Genomic DNA, 12745 nt, shown 5'->3' with positions numbered 1-12745 from the left:
GCGAGCCACCTTAACGAGTACTCTCCGGCGGGTGAGCGCGCTCCCTGCATCCGCCCGGCTGGCGTGGTGGGGTACGGCGTGGCTGCGCGGGCGGGTCGGGCCCGACGACGTGCTGGACGCCGTCCAGGGCGAGGACGTGACCCATGTGGTCGGCGGACCGGACGGGCCCTCGTCGCTGCTGCTCGAGCTCGCCGCCGCCCGCAACCACGGCGCCGACCAGGTCGCGGCCGCCTTCCCCGCGCCGGGCGACCCGGCCGGTCTGCGCGGGCCCCGGGACCTGACCCACGCCGCGGTCGAGGCCGGGGAGGTCGCCCTCCTCGCCGGGACCGGACTCGTGCCTCGCCAGGTCGGCCGGGCCGTGGAGTGGACGGTGCTGCCCGCGGAGCGCCGCCCGCCTCCCGACCTGGGCGAGGCCGACCGGCAGCTGCGCAGCACCCTGTTGACCGCGGCGAACGCTCTCGCGGACCTCGACGTCGCCCGCTGGCAGCCGCGGGTCGCCGACGAGCTGCTCGACCTGCGGGCCGGCGTACCCCTGGCGGCTCCGCCGGGCACGCCGCGACGGTGCGTCGACCTGGCCGGGCGGGCGCTCCATGTCGAGGCGGTCGTCGAGCTCGCTCTGCGCGACGACGGCGGCGCGCTCTCGGCCGGAGAGGCCCTCGCCCGGCGGGCGGCGCTCGACCCGCTGGAGCGTGCCGCCCGGCACGCCCTGACCGCCGCCTGCTCGCCCGACGGCTGGCCACCGGAGCCCGACGAGTCCGCGCACCGGTAGCCTGCAACCCGCCATGAGCCCTCACGACGCAGCGGACGACACCCTCCTCATCACCGTCACCGGCGCCGACCGGCCCGGCGTCACCTCCCGGGTGCTGGACAGCCTCGCCGGGTCCGGGGTCAGCGTGGTGGACCTCGAGCAGATCCTGATGCGGGGCCGGCTCGTCCTCGGCGTCCTCGTCACCGCGCCCCGCGATCGCAAGCGGCTGCGCCGACGGCTCGATGCCGCGGTCGAGGACCTCGGCATGACGGTCGAGGTCGAGAAGGGGTCGGGCGACAACCGCTCCCGGCACCGCGACCGCGCCCACGTCACGGTCATCGGCGCACCGCTCAAGGCCTCGGCCATGGCCGCCATCGCCGGCCGGATCGCCGACTGCGGCGGCAACATCGACCGGATCGAGCGGATGGCCCGCTACCCCGTCACCGCCCTCGAGCTCGACGTCTCGGGCGCCCAGCCCGACCGGCTGCGCCAGCTGCTCGCCGTGGACGCCGCCGCCCAGGGCATCGACGTGGCCGTCCAGCCGGCCAACCTGCTGCGCCACGGCGTCCGCCTGATCGTGATGGACGTCGACTCGACCCTCATCCAGGGCGAGGTGATCGAGATGCTCGCCGAGCACGCCGGGTTCGGTGCCGAGGTCGCCGACATCACCGAGCGTGCGATGCGCGGGGAGCTCGACTTCGAGCAGTCGCTGCGTGCCCGGGTCAAGCTGCTGGCCGGGCTCGACGCCTCCGCGATCGACGATGTGTACGGCGCGATCGTCGTCAACCCGGGCGCCCGGACATTGGTCCGCACCCTGCGCCGCCTGGGCTACCGGTTCGCGATCGTCTCCGGCGGGTTCAGCCAGATCACCGACCGCCTCGCCGCCGACCTCGGCATCCACCGGGCGCGAGCCAACACGCTCGAGATCGTCGACGGCCGGCTGACCGGGGAGCTCGCCGGCCCGGTCGTCGACCGCGCGGGCAAGGCGACGGCGCTGCGGGAGTTCGCCGCGGACCTCGGCGTGCCCATCGACGCGACGATCGCGATCGGCGACGGCGCCAACGACCTCGACATGCTCGCCGCGGCAGGTCTCGGCATCGCCTACAACGCCCGGCCCGTCGTACGCGAGGCGGCCGACACGGCGCTCAACGTGCCCTACCTCGACGCGATCCTCTACCTGCTCGGCATCACCCGCGAGGAGATCGAGGCGGCCGACGCGGCGGCGGGGTTCGTGACGCCCGCTCCCCCGCTGCCCTGAGCCCCGAGCCGGCTCGGTCAGGCCCGCCCGACGTGGAAGGCGCGCAGCCGGCAGCCCATCGGGGCGAGGTCCTCCCACGTGGCGTCGACCTCGAACACGGCGGCCGCACCGGTCGGGAACGTGCCGAGCTCGACGGAGTCGGTCGCCTCCCCGTCGCCGTCGTCGAGGAGCTGGGTCAGCATCGCCATCGTCGGGTTGTGGCCGACGACGACCACGGTCGACGCGTCCTCGGCAGTGGTGCGGACGATCTCGAGCACCCCCTCCTCGTCGGTGGCGTAGAGGTTGCCGTCGATCTGGGGCGCGAGGCCCCAGCCGGCTCCGCGGGACACGGCCTCCCACGTCTCGCGGGCGCGCGCGGCGTACGACACGTAGGCGACGTCCGGCGCGATGCCCTCGGCCGCCAGCCAGGCGCCGAGCGCCTGTCCGTCTCCGCGGCCGCCGGCGGTGAGCACGCGATCGGCGTCGGAGGGGGCGAACGCCTCGGCCTTGGCGTGTCGGACGACGACGAGCAGCCGCTGCTTCTCCACCGGTGCATCGTAGACCTGTGATCCAGTACGGTCCCACCCACCTCGCGCCGCTGGCCGTGTTCCTCGTCGGGGCGGTGGCTGCGGTCGTGCTCGGGCGCCGACATGCGTCCCGGGGGCGACCGACCCGGTTCAGCCGGACCTGCGCCGTGCTCGTCCCCGTCGCGACCGTGCCGCTCCAGGTGGTCGACCTCCTGGTGAACTTCGACCTCCGGGTGACCCTGCCGCTCCACCTGTGCGACCTGGCCTGGGTCGCGGCCACCTGGGCGCTGTGGAGCCACCGGCCGTTCCCGGTCGCTCTCACGTTCTTCTGGGGACTGACCCTGACGATCCAGGGGATCGTCACGCCGTCGCTGAACGAGGACCTGCCGCACCCGCGCTACTTCGCGTTCTGGGCGCTGCACCTGCTCATCGTGTGGGCGGCCGTCTACCTGGTCGTCGGACTGCGCCTGGTGCCGCGCTGGCGCGACTACCGGGCGGTCGTCCTCACGACGCTGGTCTGGGCCGCGGCGACGTACGTCTTCAACGTCGTCGCCGACACCAACTACGGCTACCTGATGCGCAAGCCGGGCAGGTCGATCCTCGACCTGCTCGGACCGTGGCCGTGGTACGTCGTCGAGGAGATCCTCATCGTCCTGGCCGTCTGGGCGCTGATGACCCTGGCCGCCCGCAGGTGGATCGGGTCAGGCGCCCATCGCGTGGAAGCCGCCGTCGACGTGGACGATCTCCCCGGTGGTGGACGGGAACAGGTCTGAGAGCAGTGCGCAGACCGCCTTGGCCGTCGGCTCCTGGTCGGTGTTGTCCCAGCCGAGCGGAGACTTGGTGGTCCACATCGACTCGAGGTCCTCGAAGCCGGGGATCGCCTTGGCGGCGAGCGTGCGCAGCGGGCCGGCGGAGACCAGGTTGACCCGGATCCCGTCGCCGCCGAGGTCGCGGGCGAGATAGCGAGCGGTCGACTCCAGGCCGGCCTTGGCCACGCCCATCCAGTCGTAGACCGGCCAGGCGACGCTCGCGTCGAAGGTGAGGCCCACGACCGAGCCGCCCTCGGACATCAGCGGACGACAGGCGACGGCCAGGGACTTCAGGGAGTACGCCGAGACCTGGACGGCCTGCGCGACGTCCTCCCACGGCCCGTCGAGGAACTTGCCGCCGAGCAGCGTCTCCGGGTTGCCGTAGGCGATGGAGTGCACGACGCCGTCGAGCCGGGCGTCCGGGCCGAGAGCCTCGCGGACGGCGTCCGGGAGCGCGGCAAGGTGCTCGGCGTCGGTCACGTCGAGCTCGATGACCTCGGGCAGCTCGGGGAGGCGCTTGACGATGCGGCGGGTGATCCGCAGCGCCTGGCCGAAGTTGGAGACGAGGACCGTCGCACCCTGCTCCTGGGCGAACTTCGCCACCGCGAAGCCGATCGAGCTGTCGAGGGTGACCCCCGCGACGAGGATGTTCTTGCCGGCGAGGATGCCGTTGCTGTTGATCGTCATGTCAGTGCCCCATTCCCAGTCCGCCGTCCACGGGGATCACCGCGCCGGTCACATAGGCCGCCTCCGGGCTGGCCAGCCACAGCACCGCGCCCGCGATCTCCGTCGGGTCGGCGTACCGGCCCAGCGGGACCTGGGTGCGGATCCCTTCCTTCTGCTCGTCGGTCAGCACCGCGGTCATGTCGGTGTCGACGTATCCGGGCGCCACGACGTTGGCCGTGATCGAGCGCGGCCCGAGCTCACGCGCCATCGAGCGGGCCATGCCGACCAGGCCGGCCTTGGAGGCGGCGTAGTTGACCTGGCCGGGCGAGCCGAGCAGGCCCACCACGCTGGAGATGAAGATGATCCGGCCCTTCTTCTGGCGCAGCATGCCCTTGGCGGCACGCTTGGCCAGCCGGAAGGAGGCGGTCAGGTTGGTGTCGATGACCGACGACCAGTCGTCCTCCGACATGCGCAGCAGCAGGGTGTCCTTGGTGATGCCGGCGTTGGCGACGAGCACCTCGACCGGGCCGTGCGCCTGCTCGGCGGCCGCGAAGGCCGCCTCGACCGCGACCGGGTCGGTGATGTCGGCCTTGAGCTCGAGCGCGCCCTCGGGCGCACCTCCGCTCCGGGTCGTGACGGCGACCTTGTCGCCCGCGGCGATGAAGGCCTCGGCGATCGCACGGCCGATGCCGCGGTTGCCTCCGGTGACGAGAACGGAACGTGGTTGGCTCACGCTCTGTGACGCTAGTGGTGCCGGTCCTCCCGGCTCGCCCGCGGTGGACACCAAGATCCTCGCTGTGTGTTGTAGGACCCCGACAAACGGGTCTGGATGGGTCGGCCGGCACCTGTCACCCGGCCGCGGAGGCGAACCCAACAACGGCCGTCACCGGGAGCGGAGTCGGCCTACTCGTCGTCCTCGAGCCGGAAGCCGATCTTCATGGTGACCTGGAAGTGCTCGACGGCGCCGTCCTTGACCTGGCCGCGCACCTGGGTGACCTCGAACCAGTCGAGGTGGCGCAGGGTCTGGCCGGCGCGCTCGACGCCGTTGCGGACTGCCTGGTCGATGCCGTCGGGAGAGGTGCCGACGATCTCGCTGACGCGATAGGTGCGGTTGGACATGTCTGCAGCGTACTCACGACGCGGCCCGCGTGGGGCGGGCGTAGGGTGAGGGCATGGACGCCATCCGGATCACCACGGCCGGCTCCAGCCCGCGTGACGACCTCGCCCGGCGCCAGAAGAAGTACGTCATCGCGATGACGATCCGCACCCTGTGCTTCATCGGGGCGGCGATCACCGGCGCCGCCGGCATCCACTGGCTCTGGCCGATCCTGATCGCCGGCGCGATCGTCCTCCCGTACGTCGCGGTGGTGATGGCCAACGCCGAGGACAGCCGCGCGACCTCGCTCCCCCTGACCGGCGGCGGCGACCCGCAGCGCCAGCTCGAACAAGGTGAGCATGGAGCCTGACATCTGCTCGGCCCGGGGCTGTCGCGAGCCGGCCACCTGGCAGCTGCTGTGGAACAACCCCAAGCTGCACACCCCCGATCGTCGCAAGACCTGGCTCGCGTGTGACGCCCACCGCGAGTCCCTCGAGGCCTTCCTGGGCGCCCGCGGGTTCCTCAAGGAGACCGTCCCGCACCGTTGAGTTTCCCCGAACTCACCGTCGAGTTGCCCCGAACTCACGGTCGAGTTTCCCAGCGCCGCGTCCCACCCGTCACCCTGGTGGTCAACAGAGCCGTCGATCGTCCACAGACGGTTCCGGCACGGCACTCCGTCCCCAGGCCGACGCGCCTGGACGGCTTCCGCCGCCCGGATCGACGATCGTCGGCGGATGGACATCGACCTCTATCCGACCAGACCGTTCCACGTGCGCGAGGCCACCGAGCTCGGCCTGACCCGCACCCAGATCTGGCGCGCGGCCGCCGCTGGCCTGCTCGTCCGGATCGGGGCCGGGACCTATCGGCGCATCGACACACCCGACTCCGTCTCGCTTCGGGTGCACTCATTGCGGTGCTCGGTGGCGGCGCACCAGATCGTCGTCGATCGAACTGCCGCCTGGGTCCACGGCGTCGACGTGCACACCTTCGCCGAGCACGATGCGATCGCGGCCGTCGAGACGTGCTCCCTGCGTGGCCGCCATGCCACCCGGCGCCGCGAGCTGAGCGGGCGGCAACGCGACCTCCTTCCGACTGACATCGTCGAGATCGAGGGCGTCCGCGTCACCTCCCCCTTGCGCACTGCTCTCGACCTCGGCTGCAATCTCCAGCGTCGCGAGGCGTACGCCGCGATGTGCCTCCTGGCCCGCCATCACGGATTCACCAGCATCGACCTCCTGCGGCAGGAGCCGAGGTTCAGACGTCGGCGGGGCGTGGTGCAGTGTCGACCGCTCGCGGCACTCGTCGATCCGCGGGTGGAGTCGCACCGCGAGGCGTGGGTGCTGCTGGAGATCCTTGACGAGGGTCTGCCCAAGCCCGAGCCACAGTGGTGGATCGAGATCGACGGAGTGCCGACGTACCGGCTCGACTTCGCCTATCCGGCGGCGCGGGTGTGCGTGGAGTACGACGGCGAGGAGTTTCACGACCTGCTCGAGGAGCAGCGCGAGTACGACGCGGAGCGGCGCCGGTGGCTGCGCGATCACGGTTGGGTGGTGATCGTCGTCAAGCGCGGAGACTTCACCGGCGCGGCTCGGACGCGGTGGATCCGCGATCTGGAGGAGGCCCTGGCGCCGTCGTACTCGAACCGGCGGTGGTCGAAGTGGTGACTCGACGGTGAGGATCCGGAAACTCGACGGTCAGAAAGTGGCAACTCGACGGTGAGAAGGGGGCAACTCAACCGCCGATGGCGGACATGGGGCGGTCGGGCTGGAGGAAGGTCGGGTCGTCGATGCCGTGGCCGGGGAGCTTGCCCCACATGGCGGCGCGCCAGCGGTCGGCGAGCTCGTCGTCGGTGGCGCCGGCGCGCATCGCGTCACGCAGATCGGACTCGGAGCGGGCGAAGAGGCAGTTGCGGACCTGACCGTCGGCGGTGAGCCGGACGCGGTCACAGTCACCACAGAAGGGGCGGGTCACCGAGGCGATGATGCCGACAGTGGCCGGGCCGCCGTCGACGTGGAAGAGCTCGGCCGGTGCGCTGCCCCGGGGCTCGGAGGCCGGCTCGAGGCGGTACGCCGCGGACAGCGAGGCGAGGATGTCGTCGGCCGTGACCATCGAGGCACGGTCCCAGCCGTGCTGGGCGTCGAGCGGCATCTGCTCGATGAAGCGCAGCTGGTAGCCGCGGTCGAGGCACCAGGCCAGCAGCTCGGGGGCCTCGTCGTCGTTGACCCCGCGGAGCAGGACGGCGTTGACCTTCACCGGGCCAAGGCCGGCCGCCTCGGCGGCCGCCAGGCCCTCGACGACGTCGGCGAACCGGTCGCGGCGGGTGATCTCGTGGAACACCTCGCTGCGGACCGTGTCGAGACTGACGTTGGCCCGGTTCAGACCGGCCTCGGCGAGCGCGTGGGCGGTCTTCGCCAGACCGAGGGCGTTGGTGGTGATCGACATCTCGACCTCGGCGTCCAGCGCGCGCACCTGGCGCACGATGTCGACCAGGCCGCGTCGTACGAGCGGCTCGCCGCCGGTGAACCGGACCTCGCGCACGCCCAGCCGCTGGACCGCGACGCCGATCAGCCGGACGACCTCGTCGTCGGTGAGCTGCTCGTCCGTCGGCATCCAGTCGAGACCCTCGGGCGGCATGCAGTAGGTGCAGCGCAGGTTGCAGCGGTCGGTCAACGACACCCGGAGGTCCGTCGCCACCCGCCCGTGCTGATCGACCAGTGTGTGCACCATGCCAGCATAGGCCGCGTGCGTTCGTGGCTGACCTCGTGGCGATTTCTGCTCAGTCGCCGCTGGGTGCTGTTCTTCCTGGCGATCATCCTCGTCGGGTGGGCGACCTGGTGGCTCGGTGAGTGGCAGTTCGGGCGGCTCGACGATCGCAAGGAGCGCAACGCGATCGTCCAGGCCAACGAGCACCGCGACCCGGCCGCTGTCGCCGACGTGCTGGCTCCCGGACGTGAGGTCGCCGAGGCCGACGAGTGGCGGCTGGTCACGGCGCGCGGCGAGTACGCCCGCGACGACACGGTCGTGGTGCGCTACCGGACGCGCAACGGCTACCCGGGCGTGGAGGTCGTCGTCCCGCTCGTCACCGCGGACGGTACGGCGCTGCTCGTCGACCGCGGCTGGTACGGGACCGACGACCCGCGGATCGAGGCCGACGAACTGCCCGCTCCCCCGGCGGGTGAGGTCACCGTCACTGGGTGGGTCCGGGCCGACGGCGCCGGCGGCAGCACCGAGGTCGACGACCACTCGACGCGCGCGATCGCGAGCGGCCCGATCGGCCGGGCGATCGACCGCGAGGTCTTCGGCGGCTTCCTCGCCCTCAAGGCCGAGGACCCGGAGCCGGAGAAGGAGCTCGCTCCGGTCGAGCTCCCCGAGCTCGACGAGGGCCCCCACTTCTTCTACGGCCTGCAGTGGTGGTTCTTCGGGGTCCTCGCCATCGGCGGGTTCGCCTACCTGGCCTGGGACGAGCGCAGGCTGGGCCCGCGCGGCGAGCGCCTCGGCACGAAGCGCCGCTCCGGAGGCCCGTTCTCACGGCGGGCGCGACCCGAGGATCAGAGCGCGCGGACCATGCCACCGTCGACCGGCAGCATCACCCCGGAGAGGTACGACGCCGCGGGCGACAGCACGAACGCCGCGACCCGACCGAACTCCTCGGGCAGTCCGTAGCGCCGCAGCGGGATCTGCGCCGAGGCCGCCTCGCGCACCGCGGCGGCGTCACCGCGGGCCGCGTCCAGCTCGGCGACCCGCTCGGTCGCGAGCCGTCCGGGCAGCAGGCCGTTGACCCGGATCCCGCGCGGGCCGAGCTCGTCGGCGAGGGTCTTCGCCGCCATCGCCAGCCCGGGGCGCAGGCCGTTGGAGATGGCGAGGTCGGGGATGGGCTGGCGCACGCTGCTGGACAGCACGAAGGCGATCGAGCCGCCGTCGGGTGATCCGGCGAGGACGGCTCCGACCTCGCGCGCCAGCCGGACCGCTCCGAGGAACACCGAGCCGAAGGCGCTGGTCCATTGCTCGTCGGTCATGTCGGTGATCCGCCCGGCCGGCGGCCCGCCGACGCTGACGAGCGCCCCGTCGACCCGCCCCCACGCGTCCTGGGCGGCGCCGATCAGAGCGGCCGGGGTCGCCGCGTCGGCGTTGTCGGCCACCACGCCGCGCGCCCGGTCCGGCCCGCCGAGGTCGGCGACGGCCGCCTCGACCGTGTCTGCGTGCCGCCCGGAGACGACCACGCGGGCGCCGTCGGCGACGAGCGCCTCGGCCGTGGCGCGACCGAGGCCTCGCGTGGCGCCGGTGAGCAGGTAGACGCGGTCCTTCAGCTGCAGGTCCATCAGGGGATCTCCATCGACTCGTTCTGCTCGGCCGGCTCCTCCGCCGGCTCCCCGACGGCACGGGACACGGGGACGACGTCCGGTGCGCCCTTGCGTGCCGCGTCGGCGGTGTGGTCGTCGGGCTGTCGCTGGCTCTCCCGCTCGGCCTCGACGCGCTTGAGGTAGTGCTGCAGTTCGCGGGTGTGCTGGTCGGAGTCCCAGCCGAGGTGCCCGCGGACCAGGTCGGCGACGTACGGCGCCGCCGCGACCCCCCGGTCGAAGGTCTCGAACGAGACCCGCAGCCGTCGGGTGAGGATGTCGTCGAGGTGGCGGGCGCCCTCGTGGGTGACGGCGTAGACGGCCTCGGCCATCAGGTAGTCCTCGGCGCCCGGCAGCGGCTCGCGAAGGTCGGGCTCGGCGGCGATCAGATCGAGCACCTCGAGCACGAGCGAGCCGTAGCGTTCGAGCAGGTGCTCGACGCGGTTGATCGCGAGCCCGGACTGGGTGGCCAGCGCGCGGCGCTGGTTCCACAGCGCCTGGTAGCCGTCGGCGCCGACCAACGGGATGTGCTCGGTGACGCACTCCCCCACCTTGCGCCCGAGCACCGTCTCCAGACCGTGCACCGCCTCGTCGACCGCGTCGGCGGCCATCACCCGGTACGTCGTGTACTTCCCGCCGGCGACGACGACCAGGCCCGGCACGCTGTGCGCGACCGCGTGCTCGCGCGACAGCTTCGAGGTCGCCGCGGACTCGCCCGCGAGGAGCGGGCGGAGGCCGGCGTACACGCCCTCGACGTCATCGCGGGTCAGCGGCACCTCGAGCACGCCGTTGACGTGCTCGAGCAGGTAGTCGATGTCGCTGCTGCTGGCCGCGGGGTGGTCCTTGGAGAGCTCCCAGTCGGTGTCGGTGGTGCCGATGATCCAGTGCCGCTTCCACGGGATCACGAACAGGACGGACTTCTCGGTGCGCAGGATCAGTCCGGTCTCCCCGCGGATCCGGTCGCGCGGCACCACGAGGTGGATGCCCTTGCTGGCCCGGACCTTGAACTGGCCGCGCTCGCGGGCCATGGCCTGGGTCTCGTCGGTCCACACGCCGGTGGCGTTGATGACCTGCGAGGCGCGGATCTCGAAGCGGTGGCCGGTCTCGAGGTCGACCACCTCGGCTCCGACGACGCGCTCGCTCTCCTTGATCAGCCCGACGACGCGGGTGCGGGAGGCGACGACGGCGCCGTACGTCGCGGCCGTGCGGGCGAGGAACATCGTGTGCCGGGCGTCGTCGACCTGGGCGTCGTAGTAGCGGATGGCGCCGACGAGCGCGTCCTTGCGCAGCGACGGGAACGCCTTGCGCGCGCCGCGGCGGGTGAGGTGGCGGTGGACCGGGATCCCGTCGCCGTATCCGCTGGCCTTGGACATCGCGTCGTACATCGCGACACCGGAGCCGGCGTACCACCGCTCCCAGGCGAGACCGGTGAGCGGGTAGAGGAACGGCACCGGCCGCACGAGATGGGGGGCGAGCCGCTGCATGAGCAGACCGCGCTCCTTGAGCGCCTCGGCGACCAGCCGGAAGTCGAGCATCTCGAGATAGCGCAGGCCGCCGTGGATCAGCTTGGAGCTGCGGCTCGACGTGCCGGAGGCGAAGTCGCGCGCCTCGACCAGGCCCACGGAGAGCCCACGGGTCGCGGCGTCGAGAGCGGCACCGGCGCCGACGACCCCGGCACCGATGACGAGGACGTCGAGCTGCTGGGTGGCGAGCCGCTTGAGCGCGGCGGAGCGGGCACGCGGGGAGAGCGGGGCGGTCTTCATCGATCGCCCACCTCGACCCAGTCGAGGGTGCGGGCGACGGCCTTCTTCCACTGGGCGTAGCCGGCCTCCCGGCGTTCCTCGTCCCAGTGCGGATCCCAGCGGGTGTCCTCGCGCCAGTTCTGGCGCAGCTCGTCGGTGTCGTGCCAGTAGCCGACCGATAGCCCGGCGGCGTACGCGGCGCCGAGGGCCGTCGTCTCCGGCACGACCGGCCGGGACACGGGTACGCCGAGGACGTCGGCCTGGATCTGCATGCACAGGCCGTTGAGGGTGACCCCGCCGTCCACCTTGAGCACCTCCAGCGCCACGCCGGAGTCGGCGCACATCGCCTCGACCACGTCGCGCGACTGGTAGCAGATCGCCTCCAGCGTGGCCCGCGCGAGATGGGCGTTGGTGTTGAACCGCGACAGGCCCACGATGGCTCCGCGGGCGTCGGAGCGCCAGTAGGGCGCGAACAGCCCGGAGAACGCGGGCACGAAGTAGACGCCGCCGTTGTCGTCGACCTGCCGGGCCAGCGACTCGGACTCCGCGGCCCCGCTGATGATGCCGAGCTGGTCGCGCAGCCACTGCACGGCCGAGCCGGTGACGGCGATGGACCCCTCGAGTGCGTACACACAGGGCTCGTCGCCCAGCTGGTAGGCCGGTGTCGTGAGCAGGCCGGCCTTCGAGCGGACGATCTCGGTGCCGGTGTTGAGCAGCATGAAGTTGCCGGTGCCGTAGGTGTTCTTGGCCTCGCCGGGCGCGAAGCACACCTGCCCGACGGTCGCCGCCTGCTGGTCGCCGAGGATGCCGGTGATGGGGACCTCGCCGCCGAACGGGCCGTGGCGCCGGGTGACGCCGTAGGGCGTGGTGGCCGAGGACTCCCTGATCTGCGGCAGCATCGCGCGCGGCACCCCGAAGAGGCCGAGGAGCTCGTCGTCCCAGTCGAGCGTCTCGAGGTCCATCAGCATGGTGCGACTGGCGTTGGTGACGTCGGTGACGTGGACGCCCCCGTCCGAGCCGCCGGTCAGGTTCCACAGGACCCAGGTGTCCGGTGTGCCGAACAGCGCGTCGCCGCGCTCGGCCGCCTCCCGGACGCCGGGCACGTTCTCCAGGATCCACTGCAGCTTGCCGCCGGAGAAGTACGTCGCCGGCGGGAGTCCGGCGCGATGGCGGATGACGTCGCCCGGTCCGCCCGCGCCGTCGCGGTCGAGCGCGGCAGCGATGGCGTCGGTGCGGGTGTCCTGCCACACGATCGCGTTGTAGAGCGGCCGTCCGCTCCGGCGGTCCCACACGATGGTGGTCTCCCGCTGGTTGGTGATCCCGATCGCGGCGAGATCCTCCGCGCCGAGCCGCGCCTTGCCGAGCGCGGTCTGCACGACCGAGGACGTCCGCTCCCAGATCTCGACGGGATCGTGCTCGACCCAGCCCGCGCGGGGTAGCAGCTGGGTGTGCTCGAGCTGGTGGCGGGCGACCTCGGCGCCGTCGTGGTCGAACACCATGAAGCGGGTGCTCGTGGTCCCCTGGTCGATCGCCCCCACGAAGCGTGCCTCAGCCATGACCCCACCCTAGGGACGATCGGGGGC

Annotated in this window: 15 protein-coding genes; 7 read left to right on the top strand and 8 right to left on the bottom strand. The window is 72.3% G+C overall.

Translation table 11 applies throughout. From position 1 onward, the window contains the following. Positions 1–31 precede the first annotated feature (31 nt). Together FHP29_RS12375 and serB are read left to right on the top strand one after the other, a co-directional pair. Positions 32–769, top strand: coding sequence for a hypothetical protein (locus FHP29_RS12375; RefSeq protein ID WP_240044473.1), 738 nt, complete (start codon positions 32–34; stop codon positions 767–769). A gap of 13 nt (positions 770–782) precedes the next feature. Next, positions 783–2006 carry a phosphoserine phosphatase SerB gene (gene serB / locus FHP29_RS12370; RefSeq protein ID WP_139623148.1) on the top strand — a complete coding sequence of 408 codons (1224 nt, stop codon included), beginning with the start codon at positions 783–785 and terminating at the stop codon, positions 2004–2006. A gap of 17 nt (positions 2007–2023) precedes the next feature. Here serB and FHP29_RS12365 read toward each other — a convergent pair whose 3' ends face one another. Next, on the bottom strand, positions 2024–2533 hold the full coding sequence (locus FHP29_RS12365; RefSeq protein WP_139623147.1) for a SixA phosphatase family protein: 510 nt from the start codon (positions 2531–2533) through the stop codon (positions 2024–2026). A 17-nt stretch (positions 2534–2550) separates the two neighbouring features. On the opposite strand from FHP29_RS12365, the gene FHP29_RS12360 reads away from it, so the two are divergent. After that, the gene (locus FHP29_RS12360) at positions 2551–3285 is read left to right on the top strand and encodes a YwaF family protein (RefSeq protein WP_205014056.1); all 735 of its coding nucleotides are present in this window, start codon (positions 2551–2553) and stop codon (positions 3283–3285) included. On the opposite strand, the gene fabI is transcribed toward FHP29_RS12360, so the two are convergent. The 3 genes from fabI to FHP29_RS12345 form a co-directional block, all read right to left on the bottom strand. Next, entirely contained in the window at positions 3214–4008 is a 795-nt protein-coding gene (fabI, locus tag FHP29_RS12355) for an enoyl-ACP reductase FabI (RefSeq protein WP_139623145.1), read from the bottom strand. The genes FHP29_RS12360 and fabI overlap by 72 nt on opposite strands. A gap of 1 nt (position 4009) precedes the next feature. Next, entirely contained in the window at positions 4010–4720 is a 711-nt protein-coding gene (fabG, locus tag FHP29_RS12350; RefSeq protein WP_192904010.1) for a 3-oxoacyl-ACP reductase FabG, read from the bottom strand. A 170-nt stretch (positions 4721–4890) separates the two neighbouring features. Continuing rightward, positions 4891–5106 carry a dodecin gene (locus tag FHP29_RS12345; protein ID WP_139623143.1) on the bottom strand — a complete coding sequence of 72 codons (216 nt, stop codon included), beginning with the start codon at positions 5104–5106 and terminating at the stop codon, positions 4891–4893. Between the two features lie 53 nt (positions 5107–5159). Here FHP29_RS12345 and FHP29_RS12340 point away from each other — a divergent pair, with 53 nt between their 5' ends. The 3 genes from FHP29_RS12340 (at position 5160) to FHP29_RS12330 (ending at position 6747) form a co-directional block, all read left to right on the top strand. Then, on the top strand, positions 5160–5453 hold the full coding sequence (locus FHP29_RS12340; RefSeq protein WP_139623142.1) for a DUF3099 domain-containing protein: 294 nt from the start codon (positions 5160–5162) through the stop codon (positions 5451–5453). Next, positions 5443–5631: an acetone carboxylase gene (locus tag FHP29_RS12335; protein ID WP_139623141.1), complete on the top strand. Its 189-nt coding sequence runs from the start codon at positions 5443–5445 to the stop codon at positions 5629–5631. The genes FHP29_RS12340 and FHP29_RS12335 overlap by 11 nt, the downstream gene beginning before the upstream one ends. A gap of 186 nt (positions 5632–5817) precedes the next feature. After that, the gene (locus FHP29_RS12330) at positions 5818–6747 is read left to right on the top strand and encodes a DUF559 domain-containing protein (protein ID WP_139623140.1); all 930 of its coding nucleotides are present in this window, start codon (positions 5818–5820) and stop codon (positions 6745–6747) included. Between the two features lie 67 nt (positions 6748–6814). On the opposite strand, the gene moaA is transcribed toward FHP29_RS12330, so the two are convergent. Beyond that, positions 6815–7810, bottom strand: coding sequence for a GTP 3',8-cyclase MoaA (gene moaA / locus FHP29_RS12325; protein ID WP_139623139.1), 996 nt, complete (start codon positions 7808–7810; stop codon positions 6815–6817). Between the two features lie 15 nt (positions 7811–7825). Here moaA and FHP29_RS12320 point away from each other — a divergent pair, with 15 nt between their 5' ends. Then, positions 7826–8746: an SURF1 family cytochrome oxidase biogenesis protein gene (locus tag FHP29_RS12320; protein ID WP_240044472.1), complete on the top strand. Its 921-nt coding sequence runs from the start codon at positions 7826–7828 to the stop codon at positions 8744–8746. On the opposite strand, the gene FHP29_RS12315 is transcribed toward FHP29_RS12320, so the two are convergent. Genes FHP29_RS12315 through glpK form a run of 3 tightly spaced genes read right to left on the bottom strand, consistent with a single transcriptional unit; the run spans position 8632 to position 12718 of the window. Then, positions 8632–9402, bottom strand: a complete 771-nt coding sequence (locus tag FHP29_RS12315; protein WP_139623138.1) for an SDR family oxidoreductase — start codon at positions 9400–9402, stop codon at positions 8632–8634. The genes FHP29_RS12320 and FHP29_RS12315 overlap by 115 nt on opposite strands. Further along, positions 9402–11183 (bottom strand): glycerol-3-phosphate dehydrogenase/oxidase, encoded by a 1782-nt coding sequence (locus FHP29_RS12310; RefSeq protein ID WP_139623137.1) that lies wholly within the window; start codon positions 11181–11183, stop codon positions 9402–9404. The genes FHP29_RS12315 and FHP29_RS12310 overlap by 1 nt, the downstream gene beginning before the upstream one ends. Then, positions 11180–12718, bottom strand: a complete 1539-nt coding sequence (gene glpK / locus FHP29_RS12305; RefSeq protein ID WP_139623136.1) for a glycerol kinase GlpK — start codon at positions 12716–12718, stop codon at positions 11180–11182. Before glpK ends, FHP29_RS12310 begins: the two co-directional genes overlap by 4 nt. Positions 12719–12745 lie beyond the last annotated feature (27 nt).

It is taken from the genome of Nocardioides albidus (genome assembly GCF_006335005.1).
In the GTDB taxonomy this organism is placed as follows: domain Bacteria; phylum Actinomycetota; class Actinomycetes; order Propionibacteriales; family Nocardioidaceae; genus Nocardioides; species Nocardioides albidus.
The sequence above is the reverse complement of the archived record's forward strand: the minus strand, read 5'-3'. Positions and strand labels throughout refer to the sequence as shown.

What these genes read in the sequence shown, in the direction of transcription:
- serB (WP_139623148.1), top strand. Translation starts at nt 783, where the DNA reads ATGAGCCCTCACGACGCAGCGGACGACACCCTCCTCATCACCGTCACC.
- fabI (WP_139623145.1), bottom strand. Translation starts at nt 4,008, where the DNA reads ATGACGATCAACAGCAACGGCATCCTCGCCGGCAAGAACATCCTCGTC.
- FHP29_RS12345 (WP_139623143.1), bottom strand. Translation starts at nt 5,106, where the DNA reads ATGTCCAACCGCACCTATCGCGTCAGCGAGATCGTCGGCACCTCTCCC.
- FHP29_RS12340 (WP_139623142.1), top strand. Translation starts at nt 5,160, where the DNA reads ATGGACGCCATCCGGATCACCACGGCCGGCTCCAGCCCGCGTGACGAC.
- FHP29_RS12335 (WP_139623141.1), top strand. Translation starts at nt 5,443, where the DNA reads ATGGAGCCTGACATCTGCTCGGCCCGGGGCTGTCGCGAGCCGGCCACC.
- FHP29_RS12330 (WP_139623140.1), top strand. Translation starts at nt 5,818, where the DNA reads ATGGACATCGACCTCTATCCGACCAGACCGTTCCACGTGCGCGAGGCC.
- moaA (WP_139623139.1), bottom strand. Translation starts at nt 7,810, where the DNA reads ATGGTGCACACACTGGTCGATCAGCACGGGCGGGTGGCGACGGACCTC.
- FHP29_RS12315 (WP_139623138.1), bottom strand. Translation starts at nt 9,402, where the DNA reads ATGGACCTGCAGCTGAAGGACCGCGTCTACCTGCTCACCGGCGCCACG.
- FHP29_RS12310 (WP_139623137.1), bottom strand. Translation starts at nt 11,183, where the DNA reads ATGAAGACCGCCCCGCTCTCCCCGCGTGCCCGCTCCGCCGCGCTCAAG.
- glpK (WP_139623136.1), bottom strand. Translation starts at nt 12,718, where the DNA reads ATGGCTGAGGCACGCTTCGTGGGGGCGATCGACCAGGGGACCACGAGC.